This is a genomic window from Bradyrhizobium sp. CCGB01 (assembly GCF_024199795.1).
GTDB lineage: Bacteria > Pseudomonadota > Alphaproteobacteria > Rhizobiales > Xanthobacteraceae > Bradyrhizobium.
Window position 1 is genome coordinate 1,523,529 of record NZ_JANADK010000001.1, and the last position, 13,776, is coordinate 1,537,304.

Consider the following 13,776-nt stretch of genomic DNA (forward strand, 5'->3'; position numbering starts at 1 on the left):
ATTCAAGTAACGGTCCGAATTCACAGGAGTTGCCCCCATGGCTGGCGCCCGATCCCGCAATTTTGAGGGCTGGCCGCTGTTTGCGAACAGCTTTCGGCCCTTTTTCCTGCTCGCCGCGATCCAGGCGGGGCTGTCGATCCTGGTCTGGCTACCGATGTTCTACGGCGAATTATCCGTCAGTTCCGCCTTCGCGCCGCGCGACTGGCACGTCCACGAGATGCTCTACGGCTTCCTGCCGGCGGTGATCACGGGATTCCTGTTCACGGCGATTCCGAACTGGACCGGGCGGCTGCCGATCCAGGGGACGTCGCTGGGCGCGCTGCTGGTGGTCTGGCTTGCCGGACGGTTTGCCGTGACCCTGTCCGCCGATATCGGTTGGGCGTTCGCGCTGGTCGTCGATGCCGCCTTCCTGGCGCTGGTCGTCGCGGCCGCAACGCGTGAGATCATCGCCGGCGGCAATTGGCGCAATCTGCCGGTGGTGGTGCTCGTGCTGGTGCTGCTCGCCGGCAATGTCGCGTTCCATCTGGAAGCGCATTTCGAGGGCGCGGCCGATGTCAGCATCCGCGTCGGCATCAGTGTGGTCGTGCTGATGATCTCGCTGATCGGCGGCCGCATCATCCCGAGCTTCACCCGCAACTGGCTGGTCAAGTTCAATCCCGGCCGCCTGCCGGTGCCGTTCGGGCGCTTCGACGGCGCGGTGATCGGATTGAGCGCGCTCGCGCTCATCGCCTGGATCGTAACGCCGCTGAATGCGATGACCGGGGTGGTGGTGGCGCTCGTCGGCGTGCTGCATCTGGTCCGGCTCGCACGCTGGGCCGGTGATCGCACCACACGCGAGCGGCTGCTGCTGATCCTGCATGTCGGGTACGTCTTCGTGCCGCTCGGCTTCATCCTGCATGCCCTGGCCGTCTTCGGCGCGCTGCCGCCGAGCGCGGGCATTCATGCCTGGATGGCTGGCGCGGCCGGAACCATGACGCTCGCGGTGATGACGCGCGCAAGCCTCGGTCATACCGGGCAGGCGCTGACGGCCGCGCCCGCGACGCAAGGCATCTACGTCGCGATCATCGTCGCGGCGGTGGCACGGGTCGCCGCCGTGGTGTTACCGGCGCATGGCGATGTGCTGCTGCACATCGCCGCCTGCGGCTGGGTTGTCGCGTTCCTCGGCTTTGCGATCGCGTTCGGCCCCTTGCTCGCCGGCAACCCCCGCCGCGCGCTGGCCATCATGGGCGTGCCGGCCCCGGCACGCTGAGCTCAAGCCGCGCTGGCCGAAGGAACGCCGGACGGCTTTGCCAGCGGCCGCACGCCCTTGCGCCATTCGGTGACGGTGCAACCGAAGCGGCCGCGGAACCAGCGCGCCATCGCGCTCTGCGCGGAGAAGCCGAGCTGCGTGGCGATGTCCGCCAGCGGCCGGCTGGCGTCGTCGACCAGCTGGATCACGAGATCGGCACGCTGCGCGTCGAGGATCGCGGAGAAGCTGGTGCCTGCTTCGGCGAGGTGCCGATGGACGGTGCGGCGGGTGCAGGCGAGATGCTCGGCCACGCGCTCGACCGTGCAGTCGCCGCTCGCGAGCAGGATGCGTACCACCTCGTCGACCTTCTGCTCCCAGCTTGCCGGCCGCGTCTCGATGGCCTCGATCCGCTTGCGCAGATAGCTCGCGATCAGCGGATGCGCGCTCGGAATCCGCCGCTCCATGTCGCGCGCCGACAACAGGATCGCGTCGTCATCGGCATTGAAGGTCACGCGGCAACCGAAGAAGTCGCGGTAGCGCTTGCGGTCGTGCGGCGGCGAATAATGCAGATGCACCTCGAGCGGCCGCCAATCGCTGCTGAACAGCGACTGGAGAATGCGGTGGATGCTGCCCAGCGCCATGTCGATCGACTGGCGCAGCGCGGTCGGCTGCCGGCCGCGCAAATGCAGCGTGATGGTCACGGTCTGCTTGTCCCTGGTGACGTCGAGCTTCATGCCGTCGTGATGGACATGGATGAAGCGCGAGAACGCTTCGATGGCCTCGCCGACGGTCGCCTGTTCGCGCACGATCAGGCCGACCGCGCCAAAGTTGGTCAGACCGCCGCGCTCGGCGAGCCGCAAGCCGAAATCTTCGGCACCTGACGCTTCTGCCGACAATTCGAGCAGGCGGCGCAGGCTGGTCACGGCAATGGGCGTATCGGGCTTGTCGAGCACGGCCAGCGGCAGCCTGACCTTGCGCATCATTTGCTTCGGGTCGAGTCCCACCGACCGGGCAACATCCGGGTAGTAGCTCAAGCCTGCGCTGCGAATGAGGTCGATCATGCGACCCGTTCCTGCCAGCCATTCCCGCAGATGTCCCGAAATGTAAAGTTTCTGTCCCGATCCGTCAAATCCGGGAACAGGATGGAACATACATAAGGGAAACCGAAGCACGGGCGTGAATGCCGTGCGTATGACGGCGCGGCGCGACGCGGCCCGCTGCTGTCTCGGACCATTTGACCAAGACATTGCTGGATCGAGGTTATGCCGGGAAACATGCTTTCCAAGGGTGAGGTATTCGTCATTGAGACTGACGCCGCCTCGCGCGAACAATTGTCCAATGCGCTCCAGCAGAGCGCCTATGACGTGATCTGCTTTGCCGATAGTGCGTCGCTGCTCTCGGAAGCCAGGGCGCGGATGCCGGCCTGCGTGCTGCTGGAGATGCCGCCGGATCGCTCCAGCCTCGACGTGCTCAAGCAGCTGCGCGAGGAGAATTGCATGGCGCCGGTGCTGATGACCTCGGCGAATGGCAGCATCGCGATGGCCGTCGACGCGATCAAGAGCGGCGCGGCCGACTTCATCGAAAAACCTTTCCGCACCCGCGACATCGTCGACCGGATCGATGCCGCCATCGACGAGTTTGGGCAACCCGGCTCGAACCGGCAACGCTGGCTGCCCGGCTGCGAGCCCCTGACGGCGCGCGAAGGCGATGTGCTCGAGCACCTTGCGGCCGGCCTCACCAACAAGGAAATCGCCCGGCGCATGCATCTGAGCGCACGGACGGTCGAGGGCTATCGCGCCGGCATCCTGAAGAAGGCCGGCGCCAAGAACGTGACCGATCTGCTCCGCCGCATCTTCGGCCAGGGTTCGCCCACGCAAGGCTAAAGCCTGGGAGCGCCTCAAGGCTCCACCGCGAGACCCATGACGCGTTCCGCGGCCATGGTGCCGCCGCAGCGGCGCCCCACGGAAACCCCAATCGAACCGGTTCCTTCGCTGCCGCGTCCAATCCTGTTGGCGAGGCATTTTGATCACGCGTCCGGCTGACGGCGCGGCGATAACGGAAGGAAGGACTTTATGCGCATCACCGCAAGATGTTTGGCAACGACGAGCCTGGTTCTGGTGACCATGGCGGCGGCGTCGCCGTTATGGGCCGCCGATGTGGACACCAATTCGGCGATCGACGCCGTCACGGTCTACCCCGATGGCGCCACTGTCACACGCATCATTGCGATCGACCTGCCGTCTGGGGACTCGACGCTGGTCGCCAAGGACTTTCCGCTCGGTCTCGATACGTCCTCCATCCGGGTCGAGGGCGAAGGCGGCGCAAAACTCACCATCGGCACGATCGATGCGCGGCCGCCGCGCGCCGCGCCGGTCAACCTGCCCGAGCTGGAAAAGCGTATCGAGGCCCTGAACGACCAGCGCGCCGACCTGCAAGGCGCCATCGACTCGGCCAATGCGCGGCGCAAATTTGCGGAGCGCTTTGCGGAAGTCTCCCCCGTGGGCATCGGCGAGAAGGGCGAGGCACGGCCGATCGCCGAATGGCGCACGGCCTTTACCGCCGTCGGCGACGAAATTGCGAGCGCCGATACGGCCATCCGTGACGCCACGCGCAAGCTGCGCGAGATCGACCGGCAGATCGCCCAGCTCGAGCTCGAGCGCAAGGCCAAGCCGCCGAGCAAGCTCGAGGTCCGCATGGATGTTGCCGCGACAGCCGCGACCAAGGCGACGCTGCGGGTCACTTATAACGTACGCAATGCGCGCTGGTTGCCGCTCTATGATGCCCGGCTCGACACCGGCGCCAAGGACCGCAAGCCGCAGCTCGAGCTTGTCCGCCGCGCCGAGATCACGCAGTCGACCGGCGAGGACTGGTCGAACGTGACGCTCGGCGTCTCCACGGTCCGGATCAATCGCGGCGGCAGCGCTCCGGAGCTGGGCTCGCTGGTGGCGCAATATCCGCAACCGCCGAGGCCGATGGCACTCGGCACGGCCTCCGATCTGGCGCGGCCTGCGCCAATGACGCGCCAGGCGCAATCGCCGGCAATGGCCAAGATTGCGGAAGCGTCCGAGCAGCGCGAGCGTGCCGACGAGCAGCAGGCGGTTGCCGAGATCGGTGACTTCCAGGCCACGTTCAAGATTCCGGGCCGCGTCAGCCTCGGCGCTGCTGAGGGCGCCAAGAGCCTGCGCATCGCTTCCATGAGCGTGCCCGCCGATCTCGCAGTGCGCGCGGCACCGGTGATGGACCCGACCGCCTTCCTCGAAGCCAGCTTCAAGCAGACCGACGACACGACCCTGCTGCCCGGCAAGGTCGCGATCTATCGTGACGGCGTCTTCGTCGGCCGCGGCAAGCTCTCGGCTTCGGCCAAGGACGACGTCGTGCGGCTCGGCTTCGGCGCCGACGACAAGGTCAGGATCGAGCGCGCCGTGCTCAAGCGCAACGAAGGTTCGGCCGGCCTGCTCGTGACGACGTCGAAGACCGACGAGCGTTCGTTCAAGACCACGATCCGCAACGGTCACGACTTCCCGATCAAGGTCGTGATCGAGGATCAGCTGCCGGTCAGCGAGAGCGAGGACATCGTCGTCGAGATGCTGCCCGCGACCACGCCGCCGACCGCAAGCAACATCCGCGACAAGCGCGGCGTGCTGGAATGGTCGTTCGACGCCAAGCCCGGCGAAGTCAAGGACATCAACTTCGCCTGGCGCATCCGCTGGCCGAAGGACAAGAGCATGGTGATCGTGCCGGCGGGCTAGGTACCCGAGGCAGGCCCCGGCGCCCGCATCGATTGCGGCAGCACGTAAGGCACGCCGTCGTCGGACTGATGGACGACGGCGTCGATCTCGAAGATGTCGCGGATGATCTCGCGCGTGACGATTTTGGCGCGTGGGCCGTCGGCGGCGAGCTTGCCGCCGTTCAGCACGATCAGCCGGTCGGCGAAGCGGATCGCGAGGTTGAGGTCGTGCAGGATCGCGACGACAGCCGTGCCGCCGGCCGCGCGGCGGCGCGCCGCTTCGACGAGGTCGATCTGGTGACGCAGATCCAGGCTCGACGTCGGCTCGTCCAGCAGCAATAGCCCCGGTCCATGCTGGGCCTCGCCGCAGGCGAGCTGCACCAAGACGCGGGCGAAATGGGCGCGCTGCTGCTCGCCGCCCGACAGCGTCGGCAATTGCCGTTCGCGGAAATGCAATAGCCCTACCTCGTCCAGTGCGGCGTCGACGAGCGGGCCGGCATCGCGCGCGCTGCGGTCACCTGCGCCCATCAGCACGATCTCCTCGACCGTGAAGGGAAACGTGACGTTGATGTGCTGGGACAGCATCGCCCGGCGCGCGGCGAGTTCGCGCGGCGTGTAGCTGCTGATGTCGCGCTGCTTCAGCCGGATCTCGCCCTGGTTCGGGCGGAGGTCGCCGGAGAGCAGCCGCAGTAGCGTCGACTTGCCGGCGCCGTTCGGACCGATGATCGCGACCATCTCGCCGGCCGAAACCGTCAGGCCGACGCCATCGAGCAGCCTCGCACGGCCGGCGCGCCTGGTTAAGCCATGCGCCTCGATCACGGCGCTCACAGCGAGGCCAGCCCGCGCTGCCGCAGCAGGATGCCAAGAAAGAACGGCGCGCCGATCGCCGCGGTCAGGATGCCGATCGGCATTTCTGCCGGCGCCACGATGGTCCGGGCGAGGGTGTCGGCGCCGACCATGAGGATCGCGCCGAGCAGGACGGAGGCGGGCAAGAGCAGCCGGTGCGCGGGCCCGATCAGGAGTCGCAGCAAATGCGGCACGACGATGCCGACGAAACCGATCACGCCGCAGACCGAGACGGCAACGCCGGTCATGGCGGCAACCAGCACGATCGATATGCGCTTCAGCCGCTCGACATCGACCCCGCCGTGAAACGCGTCGGCTTCGCCCAGCACGAGCAGGTCGAGCCCGCGGGCGATGAAGGTGCAGGCTGCAAGCCCGACCAGGAGCACCGGCGCGAGCACGGCATCCTTGGCCCAGCTCGCTCCGCTCATCGATCCCAACATCCAGAAGGTGATGTCGCGGAGCTGACGATCGTCCGCGATGAAGATGAGCAGGCCGATGCCGGCATTGGCGATTGCGGTGAAGGCGATACCGGCAAGCAGGAAGATCGTAATCGAGGTGCGGCCGGAACGGCTGGAGATGCTGTAGAGGATCACGGTCGTCGCCAGCGAGCCGGCGAACGCCGCCAGCGGCAGCAGCTCGGTCTGGAGAAATCGCAAGGAATCGCCAAGAGCCGAATCGGTAAAGACGATCGCAGACACGGCAGCCAACGCGCCGCCGCTGGAGACACCGACCAGCGCGGGATCGGCGAGCGGATTGCGGAATAGCCCCTGCATGATCGCGCCCGTGGCTGCGAGCAGGCCGCCGACCATTGCGGCCGCTGCGATCCGCGGGATACGGATCGCCCACAGCACGAGCTGGTCGCGTGCCGTCATGGCATCGGAAGCCGTGTTGCCGGCGAAACCCAGCGCGGCAGGCAGACGAGACAGGGGAATCCCGGCCGCGCCGACGGTCAGCGCGATGACCGTGGTGACGGCGAGCATTGCGAGCAGCAGGGGGATTGCAACGGAGGAGAACCGCCGTCCTGCACCGGCGTGTCGTCGCGGGCTCCGCGCCTCGGTCCCGGCCGCCACGCTCATTGCCGGCAGTTCGTCGCCGACAGAGCCGACGTGAAGGCGCCGCCGTTATCGGCCAGAGCCGGATACAGCTTGACCGACAGATCGCGCGCCGCCGCGGCCGTGCGCGGCCCGAAGCCGAGCAGATAAAGCCCGTCCATCGCGATAAAGCTCTTGTTGGCCGCGACCGGTGTCAGGGCAAAGCCGGGATGGGAATAGACCGCGTCGGCCCGGAGCGAATCCTTGTCGCGGTCGATCGAGAGCACGACATCGGGTTTGGCCGCCACGATCGCCTCGTCGCCGATGATCTTGTAGCCGTCGTAATCCTCGACGGCATTGGCCGCGCCGGCGAGCTGGATGATCTCGTCGGCCGCAGTTTTGTGGCCGGCGACCATCGCACGTCCGTTCTGGAGCGACATCACGAACATCACGCGCACGGGCTTCGTCACCTTGGCGCGCAGGGCACGGAGCTGCTTGAGATCGGCGCTGACCGCGACGCTCAGGCATTCTGCGCGGGCATCGACGCCCATGGCATGGCCGACCAGCTTGATCTTCTCGATCAGGCCCTCCTCGGAATAGGTCTCGGGCACCAGCACCAGCGGCACCTTCGCCGTCTCCAGGAGGTCCATGGCCTCGCGTGGACCTGCCCCCTGGATCGCCAGGATCAGCGTGGGGTTGAGGCCGAGCACGCCCTCGGCCGAGATCTGCCGCATGTAGCCGACACTAGGTTTATCGTGCAGCGCCGCCGCCGGATAAAGGCTCGTGGTGTCGACGCCGACCAGCCGGCTCTCGAGCCCGAGCGCATAGAGGATCTCGGTGATGGCGCCGCCGATTGAGACCGTGCGCGCGAAGTCGGTGACCGCGACATCGCGATTGCGCGCATCATGCACCGTGATACCGGCAGCGTGCGCGGTCGATGCGAGCGCGATTGTGCCGGAAAACAGAAGGTTTGTGAGGGTGCGACAAAATGTCATTGCGGTTTACTTCGTCAGGATCAGCTTGTTCTGCGAGGTCAGGCGGAGGCGGTAGCTGTCCTCACCATGCGCGATGATGATCTCGCGCTCCGCCGCAAAGAGCTCGCGGCTGTCGATCCGGCTCCCGCGCATGGTGAGAGTTCTCGTTGTTGCAGAAGGGCTTTGTGTCGGCCCTGCCGCATCGCCGCTATGGTCTCCGGACGCTGCTGACATGGTGGGTGTGATGCGCTTTCGAAATTTCAGATGCGTCTTGTTTGTATAAGCGGCAACAGGCGCATTCCAACGGCGGCAGTTTACAATCGATATAAACTGCAACGCGATGTCATTGACCGTCAGAGTGTTGCCACGTAACCAATTGTGACCATGCGGGCCGGGGGGCCTGCGTCAGAAAATAGCCAGCCAGACGCTCGCCTCGTGCGGCGCACGCCAGCCAAGCAAGACACATAATGATTGGGTTGGGGTTATGGCTGACGGGGCTAGGTATTCGCGCGCGCTGATTTTGGGTGCGTCAGTGGTTTCAATTGCTGCGATGTTGCCGGCGAGCAGTTTCGCCCAGACCGCGGATCAAGCCGCGCAGTCGGCCAAACCTGCGAAGCCGAAACAGGCCAAGCGCAAGCCGGCCAAGCCGCAGGCCGACCAGCAGCAGGCGACGCCCGCAGTCATGAATGCGCGTGCCCAGGCCGGCGGCGCCGCGCCTGTCCAGACGCTTGACGCGATTACGGTTGCTGCCTCCAAGACCGAAGAGCGCGCGGTCGATGCGCTCGCACCGGTCAGCGTCGTGACTTCAGGGCAGATCGAAGCCCGCCAGCCCAGCACCGTCGGCGATCTCATCTATAATGTGCCGGGCGTGTGGGTCCAGAATCGCGGCGACGAGCCGTCGACCTCGATCAATATCCGCGGCCTGCAGGATTTCGGCCGGGTCGCCGTGGTTGTCGACGGCGCGCGGCAGAACTATCAGCGCACGGGTCACTTCGCCAACGGCTCGTTCTTCCTCAATCCTGAGCTGATCAGCGGCATCGACATCGTCCGCGGTCCGACCGCCAACATTTATGGCTCGGGCGCGATCGGCGGCGTGGCGTCGTTCCGCACCAAGGATATCGAAGACGTCGTGCGCGCAGGCGAGCGCTGGGGCGTCGACGTGAAGTCGGTGCTCGGCAGCAATTACGGCCGCGCGCTCGGCTCGGCCTTCGGCGGCGTTCACGTCAATCCCAATGTCGACGTGTTCGCGGGTGGCACCTACAGCACCCAGGAGAACTACAAGGACGGGACCGGCTACGAGGTCGCCAATACCGGCAACCGGCTGTCGAGCGGCGTTGCCAAGCTGACGTTGCGGCCCGCCGACGGACACGAGGTCAAGCTCGGGACCATCTTCCAGGAGGACCTCTACAGCGTGGGCCAGCCGCCGCGGAAAGCGGGCGATCCCAACACGACCAACGCGAACGGTACGCTCAACCTGGGCGGCACCTCGATCTACAAAACCGATGTGAAGAACTACACCACGACGCTCGGCTGGAAGTACAACCAGCCCGACGATCAGTTGTTCGACTGGGATTCGAAGATCTACTGGAATCGCACCGAGAACGACCAGGTCAAGACCGCGCACACCAGCACCACGGCATCGGCCTATTGCGGCGGCGTGCCCGGCAACGCGGTGTCCGGCTGTATCGGCAGCACGCGGGGATATCTGCTCGATACCTATGGTATCGATCTGTACAACACGTCGCGCTTTGTGACCGGCGACTGGCGCCACGCAGTTACTTATGGCCTCGACGCGTTCCAGGATCAGGTCTCGTCGCGAGACACGACCGGAACGTCCGAGATCACGACGCCCGGCGGCAAGCGTACGGTTTCCGGCGGCTTCGTGCAGTGGAAGACCAACTACACCTCCATGCTCGAGGTGATCAGCGCGCTGCGTTACGACAACTACCAGCTCTCGTCGGGCACAACCTCTTCCAGTGGAGATCGGCTGTCGCCGAAGATCACGGTCGCGCTGGTGCCGACCGCGGTCGTCACGCCCTATGTCAGCTATGCCGAAGGCTATCGCGCGCCGTCGATCACCGAGACGCTGATCACCGGCTCGCATACCGCTGCCTCGCCCTTCGACAGCTTCTTCCGTTGTCCGTCCGGCACGCCGGGCCCCGGCGCGGACTCCACGTTCTGCTTCGTTTCGAATCCGAACCTGCGGCCGGAGGTCGGCAAGAACAAGGAGATCGGCTTCAATATCAAGAAGAACGATCTGTTCATTGCGGGCGACACGCTGCGCGGAAAGATCAACGTGTTCCGCAACGACGTCGAGAACTTCATCGACCTGGTCAATTTTGGCGCGCCGCTCGGCGGGCCGGGAGGGCCGATGCCGTTCTATCAGTACCAGAACATCGCGGAGGCCCGGATCCAGGGCTTCGAAGCCGAGACGATGTATGACGCCAATCTCTGGTTCTTCGGCCTCTCCGGTTCTTACATGAACGGCAAGAACGTCCAGACCGGATTTGGGCTGTCCAGCATTCCGCCGCAGAAGATCACGACGACGGCCGGCGTACGCCTGCTCGACCGTTCGCTCATCCTGTCGATGATGTGGACGTCGGCGATCGCCAACACGGATATTCCGACCAACTATTTGCCGGCTACTTCATACCAACTGGTCAACCTGTATCTGCAGTATCAGCCGACGCGGGACATGACGCTCAACTTCTCGGTCGAGAACCTTCTGAACCAGTACTACCGGCCCTACGCACTTCCCGCCGGCAGCACGACCGACACGCAAAACGACGTGAAATGGGCGAGTGCCGGCGCGGGGCTCGTGGTCAAGGGAGGCCTGAAGTATCACTTCGGCGGCATCTAGGGAGTAGCCGCCGATCCCGAACGGGACGCCGTATTGACATCCAGGGCCACGCTGAGTCCCAGCGTGGCTTCGGCGCGTTCTGAAACATCCGGTCGGCATGCGCCGATCAACAAGATTGACAGGAGAAAGATCGAATGTTCATCGCCATGAATCGTTTCCAGGTGAAGCTCGGCTCGGAAGCCGCTTTCGAGACCGTCTGGCGCACCCGCGAGTCCTATCTCGGCAGCATGGCCGGCTTCGTCGAATTCCACCTGCTCAAGGGACCGGTGCTCGAGGACCACACGCTGTATTCCTCGCACACGGTGTGGGTCGACAAGGCAGCCTTCGAGGCCTGGACGCGCTCGGAGGAATTCCGCCGCGCCCACGCGCGTGCTGACAACAGGACTGGGGAAAGCCTCTATCTCGGCCATCCCAAGTTCGAGGGGTTCGAGGTCATCATGACCGAGCGCAAGGCGAACGCGGCCGCCTGAGGCGGCGGCGCAGAGGAGGAGCTGGATATGTTGAGCACCGATCTCGCCGACCTCAAGGCGTACATGACCGACAATCCGGGCGCGGTGATCGAGGACGTCGCGCGCGAGCGCAAGGTCACGCCGCGCGCAGTGATCGAGGCGCTGCCGTCGTCGATGGTGCGCATTGGCGGCGGCGAGCACTTCGCCGCTGCGATGCAGGACATTGCGGCATGGGGCGAGGTCACTCTGATCATCCACACGGATGATGCGATCTTCGAGTTCACGGGTGGGGTGCCGGCGGGCGAGATCGGGCGCGGCTATTTCAACCTGATGCAGCCGAAGGGATTGCACGGCCATCTCCGCCACGAGCGCTGCGCAGGCGTAGCCTTCGTCGAGCGTCCCTTCATGGGCAAGAGCTCGGCCTTCGTTGCTTTCGTGAACGCCGACGGCGGCATCATGTTCAAGGTGTTCGTCGGCCGCGATGAGACCCGGGCGCTGCGCGGGGACCAGCTGGCACGGTTCCGGCAGCTCGCGGACCGGATCGCGGCACGGCCCACGGCGTAGCTCTTCTATGTGTCGGGAGATCAGGATGCAGGGCATTTTCAGGCTTCGGCAAATGATCGTAACAATCGCGCTGGCGCTCGCGCCGGCGCCAGCCTTCGCGATCGACGAGGCGTTGCTGCCGCGCAATTTGTCCCCATGGGGCATGTTCCTCGGTGCCGACATCGTCGTGAAGACGGTGATGGTGGGACTGGCCGTCGCCTCGCTGGTGACGTGGACGGTGTGGCTGGCCAAGTCCATCGAGCTGCGCCGCAAGGGCGCGCTTGCCTTGCAGCGGACGCGCGCGCTCGAGGGCAACATCAAATTGGCGGAGGCCGCAGAGCGTGCCGGCAACGCGCATGACGCGGTCGCCCAACTCATCCAGTCCTGCGCCAAAGAGGCGGAGCTCTCCGGCGGCGTGCTTGATGACGGTCTTCAGGAGCGCGTTGCGCTGCGGCTGGAGCGCGTCGAGGCCGCGATGTCCAGGCAGATCGCGCGCGGCACCGGCGTGCTCGCGACCATCGGCGCCACCGCGCCGTTCGTCGGCCTGTTCGGCACGGTCTGGGGCATCATGAATTCCTTCATCGGCATCTCCGAGAGCCACACCACGAGCCTTGCCGTGGTCGCACCCGGTATCGCGGAAGCGCTGCTCGCGACCGCGCTCGGCCTCGTCGCCGCGATCCCGGCGGTGGTGATCTACAATCAGCTCGTTCGCGGCATCGCCAATTATCGCGCGCTGCTCGGCGACGCCTCGGCGCAGCTGATGCTGCTGGTGAGCCGGCAGCGCGATCACAGGGATTTCCGCCTGGCACGGGCAGCGGAGTAAGACCATGGGCGCGAAGCTCGGCGCACGCTCCGGATCGCCGCTCAAGCGCGGCGGCCCTGACGATCTCGACGTCACCCACGAGATCAACGTCACGCCCTTCATCGACGTGATGCTGGTGCTGCTGATCATCTTCATGGTGGCAGCTCCGCTCGCCACCGTCGACATCGGCGTCGAGCTGCCGGCAACCGCAGCGGAGCCGGCGCCGCGGCCGGACAAGCCGACCTTCGTGACGGTGAAGCCGGATCTCACCGTCGCCGTCGGCGAGGACACGATGGCACGCGATGGTCTCGCCACTGCGCTCGCTGCGGCCACCAAGGGCCGAAAGGACGAGCGCATCTATCTGCGCGCCGACAAGGCTGTGAGCTACGGCGACCTGATGGAGGTGATGAACACCTTGCGTAACGCCGGCTACCTCAAGGTCGCGCTGGTCGGCCTCGACGGGCGCAGCTGATGTCTGCGAACGCTTTTGCCCTGCACGAGCCGCTCGGCGAGCGCGAGACCGCGCGCTGGGGCGTTTCGGCGGCGGTGATCGTCGCGTTGCATCTTGCGGCCGCGCTGCTGGCGATGAGCTGGCTGAGGTCGCAGCCCGAGCAGGGCGTCGACATGCCGGCCATCCTCATCGATATGACGCCGGAGACGTCGGCGCCGCAGTCAACGCCGCTGGATATCGCGCCGGGCCCGGTGATGGAGCAGGCGGATGCGTCGCCGCCGGAGCCGACGCAGCAACAGGCCGTCGAGGAAACCATCGCGCCGACGCCGCCGCAGGAAAAGCCGGACGTGGTGGCGCCGCCGGAGCAGAAGCTCGAGCCAAGTTCGCCGAAGCCGGAGCCAGTGCAAGTCGCACCCGTGGAGACGCCGGCGCCGGCCAAGCCCAGGGTGGTGCGCCCCGACGCCCGGAAGCCATCAGATGCACCGCCCGCGCCGCGCACCAGCGCGCCGCCGCGCGCGGAGCGTCAAGCTCCACTTGCCTCCGCCGTGAGTACGGGCGCGGTCGCATCGGCGATGGCGACCTATTACCAGCGCGTCCGTGCGCACCTCATGCGCTTCCACCAGTATCCGGCAGGTGCCAATGGTCAGAAAGGTGTGGTCAGGCTGAGCTTCACACTCGGCCGCGGGGGCCAGGTTCTGTCCAGCCGCGTCAGCGGATCGTCGGGCGTATCCGCGCTCGACGCCCAGGCCGCGGCGATGATGCGTCAGGCCCAGCCATTTCCAGCGATGCCACCCGAGATCACATACGCGACGGTCCCCATCAACATCCCGGTGATCTTCGGGAAGTGACTGAACTCCTCTCCCGC

General features: G+C 65.9%; 14 protein-coding genes. 9 read left to right on the plus strand and 5 right to left on the minus strand.

Features of this window, described 5'->3' with window-relative positions:
• Positions 1-37 precede the first annotated feature (37 nt).
• Entirely contained in the window at positions 38-1,249 is a 1,212-nt protein-coding gene (locus NLM25_RS06895; RefSeq protein ID WP_254136505.1) for an NnrS family protein, read from the plus strand.
• Between the two features lie 2 nt (positions 1,250-1,251).
• Here the strand turns inward: NLM25_RS06895 and NLM25_RS06900 are convergent, their stop codons facing one another.
• On the minus strand, positions 1,252-2,289 hold the full coding sequence (locus NLM25_RS06900; protein ID WP_254136506.1) for an AraC family transcriptional regulator: 1,038 nt from the start codon (positions 2,287-2,289) through the stop codon (positions 1,252-1,254).
• Positions 2,290-2,490: 201 nt separating this feature from the next.
• Between NLM25_RS06900 and NLM25_RS06905 the strand changes: the two genes are divergently transcribed.
• Both NLM25_RS06905 and NLM25_RS06910 read left to right on the plus strand, forming a co-directional pair.
• A complete protein-coding gene (locus tag NLM25_RS06905) occupies positions 2,491-3,111 on the plus strand; it encodes a response regulator transcription factor (RefSeq protein WP_254136507.1) in 621 nt (206 codons plus the stop codon).
• 189 nt (positions 3,112-3,300) lie between these two features.
• On the plus strand, positions 3,301-4,977 hold the full coding sequence (locus NLM25_RS06910; RefSeq protein ID WP_254136508.1) for a mucoidy inhibitor MuiA family protein: 1,677 nt from the start codon (positions 3,301-3,303) through the stop codon (positions 4,975-4,977).
• Here the strand turns inward: NLM25_RS06910 and NLM25_RS06915 are convergent.
• From NLM25_RS06915 to NLM25_RS06930, 4 genes are read right to left on the minus strand one after another with little or no spacing between them, the layout of a single operon-like run.
• Complete coding sequence (locus tag NLM25_RS06915; RefSeq protein WP_254136509.1) at positions 4,974-5,783, minus strand: heme ABC transporter ATP-binding protein; 810 nt, start codon at positions 5,781-5,783, stop codon at positions 4,974-4,976. The genes NLM25_RS06910 and NLM25_RS06915 overlap by 4 nt on opposite strands.
• Positions 5,780-6,877: an iron ABC transporter permease gene (locus NLM25_RS06920; RefSeq protein ID WP_254136510.1), complete on the minus strand. Its 1,098-nt coding sequence runs from the start codon at positions 6,875-6,877 to the stop codon at positions 5,780-5,782. The genes NLM25_RS06915 and NLM25_RS06920 overlap by 4 nt, the downstream gene beginning before the upstream one ends.
• Positions 6,874-7,827 carry a hemin ABC transporter substrate-binding protein gene (locus NLM25_RS06925; protein ID WP_254136511.1) on the minus strand — a complete coding sequence of 318 codons (954 nt, stop codon included), beginning with the start codon at positions 7,825-7,827 and terminating at the stop codon, positions 6,874-6,876. Before NLM25_RS06925 ends, NLM25_RS06920 begins: the two co-directional genes overlap by 4 nt.
• Positions 7,828-7,833: 6 nt before the next feature.
• Entirely contained in the window at positions 7,834-8,040 is a 207-nt protein-coding gene (locus NLM25_RS06930; protein ID WP_254124160.1) for a hemin uptake protein HemP, read from the minus strand.
• Positions 8,041-8,290: 250 nt separating this feature from the next.
• Between NLM25_RS06930 and NLM25_RS06935 the strand changes: the two genes are divergently transcribed.
• The 6 genes from NLM25_RS06935 to NLM25_RS06960 all read left to right on the plus strand — a co-directional run bounded on the left by NLM25_RS06935 (position 8,291) and on the right by NLM25_RS06960 (position 13,759).
• Positions 8,291-10,666: a TonB-dependent hemoglobin/transferrin/lactoferrin family receptor gene (locus NLM25_RS06935; protein ID WP_254136512.1), complete on the plus strand. Its 2,376-nt coding sequence runs from the start codon at positions 8,291-8,293 to the stop codon at positions 10,664-10,666.
• Between the two features lie 134 nt (positions 10,667-10,800).
• Positions 10,801-11,136 (plus strand): antibiotic biosynthesis monooxygenase, encoded by a 336-nt coding sequence (locus NLM25_RS06940; RefSeq protein ID WP_254116211.1) that lies wholly within the window; start codon positions 10,801-10,803, stop codon positions 11,134-11,136.
• 27 nt (positions 11,137-11,163) lie between these two features.
• Positions 11,164-11,679 carry a heme utilization cystosolic carrier protein HutX gene (gene hutX / locus NLM25_RS06945; protein ID WP_254136513.1) on the plus strand — a complete coding sequence of 172 codons (516 nt, stop codon included), beginning with the start codon at positions 11,164-11,166 and terminating at the stop codon, positions 11,677-11,679.
• A gap of 25 nt (positions 11,680-11,704) precedes the next feature.
• Positions 11,705-12,481, plus strand: coding sequence for a tonB-system energizer ExbB (gene exbB / locus NLM25_RS06950; RefSeq protein WP_375167809.1), 777 nt, complete (start codon positions 11,705-11,707; stop codon positions 12,479-12,481).
• Positions 12,482-12,485: 4 nt separating this feature from the next.
• Complete coding sequence (gene exbD, locus NLM25_RS06955; protein ID WP_254116214.1) at positions 12,486-12,932, plus strand: TonB system transport protein ExbD; 447 nt, start codon at positions 12,486-12,488, stop codon at positions 12,930-12,932.
• On the plus strand, positions 12,932-13,759 hold the full coding sequence (locus tag NLM25_RS06960; RefSeq protein WP_254136515.1) for a TonB family protein: 828 nt from the start codon (positions 12,932-12,934) through the stop codon (positions 13,757-13,759). The genes exbD and NLM25_RS06960 overlap by 1 nt, the downstream gene beginning before the upstream one ends.
• Positions 13,760-13,776: the final 17 nt, after the last annotated feature.

Excerpts from the sequence above, each read along its gene's own strand:
- NLM25_RS06895 (WP_254136505.1), top strand. The coding sequence starts at position 38 with ATGGCTGGCGCCCGATCCCGCAATTTTGAGGGCTGGCCGCTGTTTGCG.
- NLM25_RS06900 (WP_254136506.1), bottom strand. The coding sequence starts at position 2,289 with ATGATCGACCTCATTCGCAGCGCAGGCTTGAGCTACTACCCGGATGTT.
- NLM25_RS06905 (WP_254136507.1), top strand. The coding sequence starts at position 2,491 with ATGCCGGGAAACATGCTTTCCAAGGGTGAGGTATTCGTCATTGAGACT.
- NLM25_RS06910 (WP_254136508.1), top strand. The coding sequence starts at position 3,301 with ATGCGCATCACCGCAAGATGTTTGGCAACGACGAGCCTGGTTCTGGTG.
- NLM25_RS06920 (WP_254136510.1), bottom strand. The coding sequence starts at position 6,877 with ATGAGCGTGGCGGCCGGGACCGAGGCGCGGAGCCCGCGACGACACGCC.
- NLM25_RS06925 (WP_254136511.1), bottom strand. The coding sequence starts at position 7,827 with ATGACATTTTGTCGCACCCTCACAAACCTTCTGTTTTCCGGCACAATC.
- NLM25_RS06930 (WP_254124160.1), bottom strand. The coding sequence starts at position 8,040 with ATGTCAGCAGCGTCCGGAGACCATAGCGGCGATGCGGCAGGGCCGACA.
- NLM25_RS06935 (WP_254136512.1), top strand. The coding sequence starts at position 8,291 with ATGGCTGACGGGGCTAGGTATTCGCGCGCGCTGATTTTGGGTGCGTCA.
- NLM25_RS06940 (WP_254116211.1), top strand. The coding sequence starts at position 10,801 with ATGTTCATCGCCATGAATCGTTTCCAGGTGAAGCTCGGCTCGGAAGCC.
- hutX (WP_254136513.1), top strand. The coding sequence starts at position 11,164 with ATGTTGAGCACCGATCTCGCCGACCTCAAGGCGTACATGACCGACAAT.
- exbB (WP_375167809.1), top strand. The coding sequence starts at position 11,705 with ATGCAGGGCATTTTCAGGCTTCGGCAAATGATCGTAACAATCGCGCTG.
- exbD (WP_254116214.1), top strand. The coding sequence starts at position 12,486 with ATGGGCGCGAAGCTCGGCGCACGCTCCGGATCGCCGCTCAAGCGCGGC.
- NLM25_RS06960 (WP_254136515.1), top strand. The coding sequence starts at position 12,932 with ATGTCTGCGAACGCTTTTGCCCTGCACGAGCCGCTCGGCGAGCGCGAG.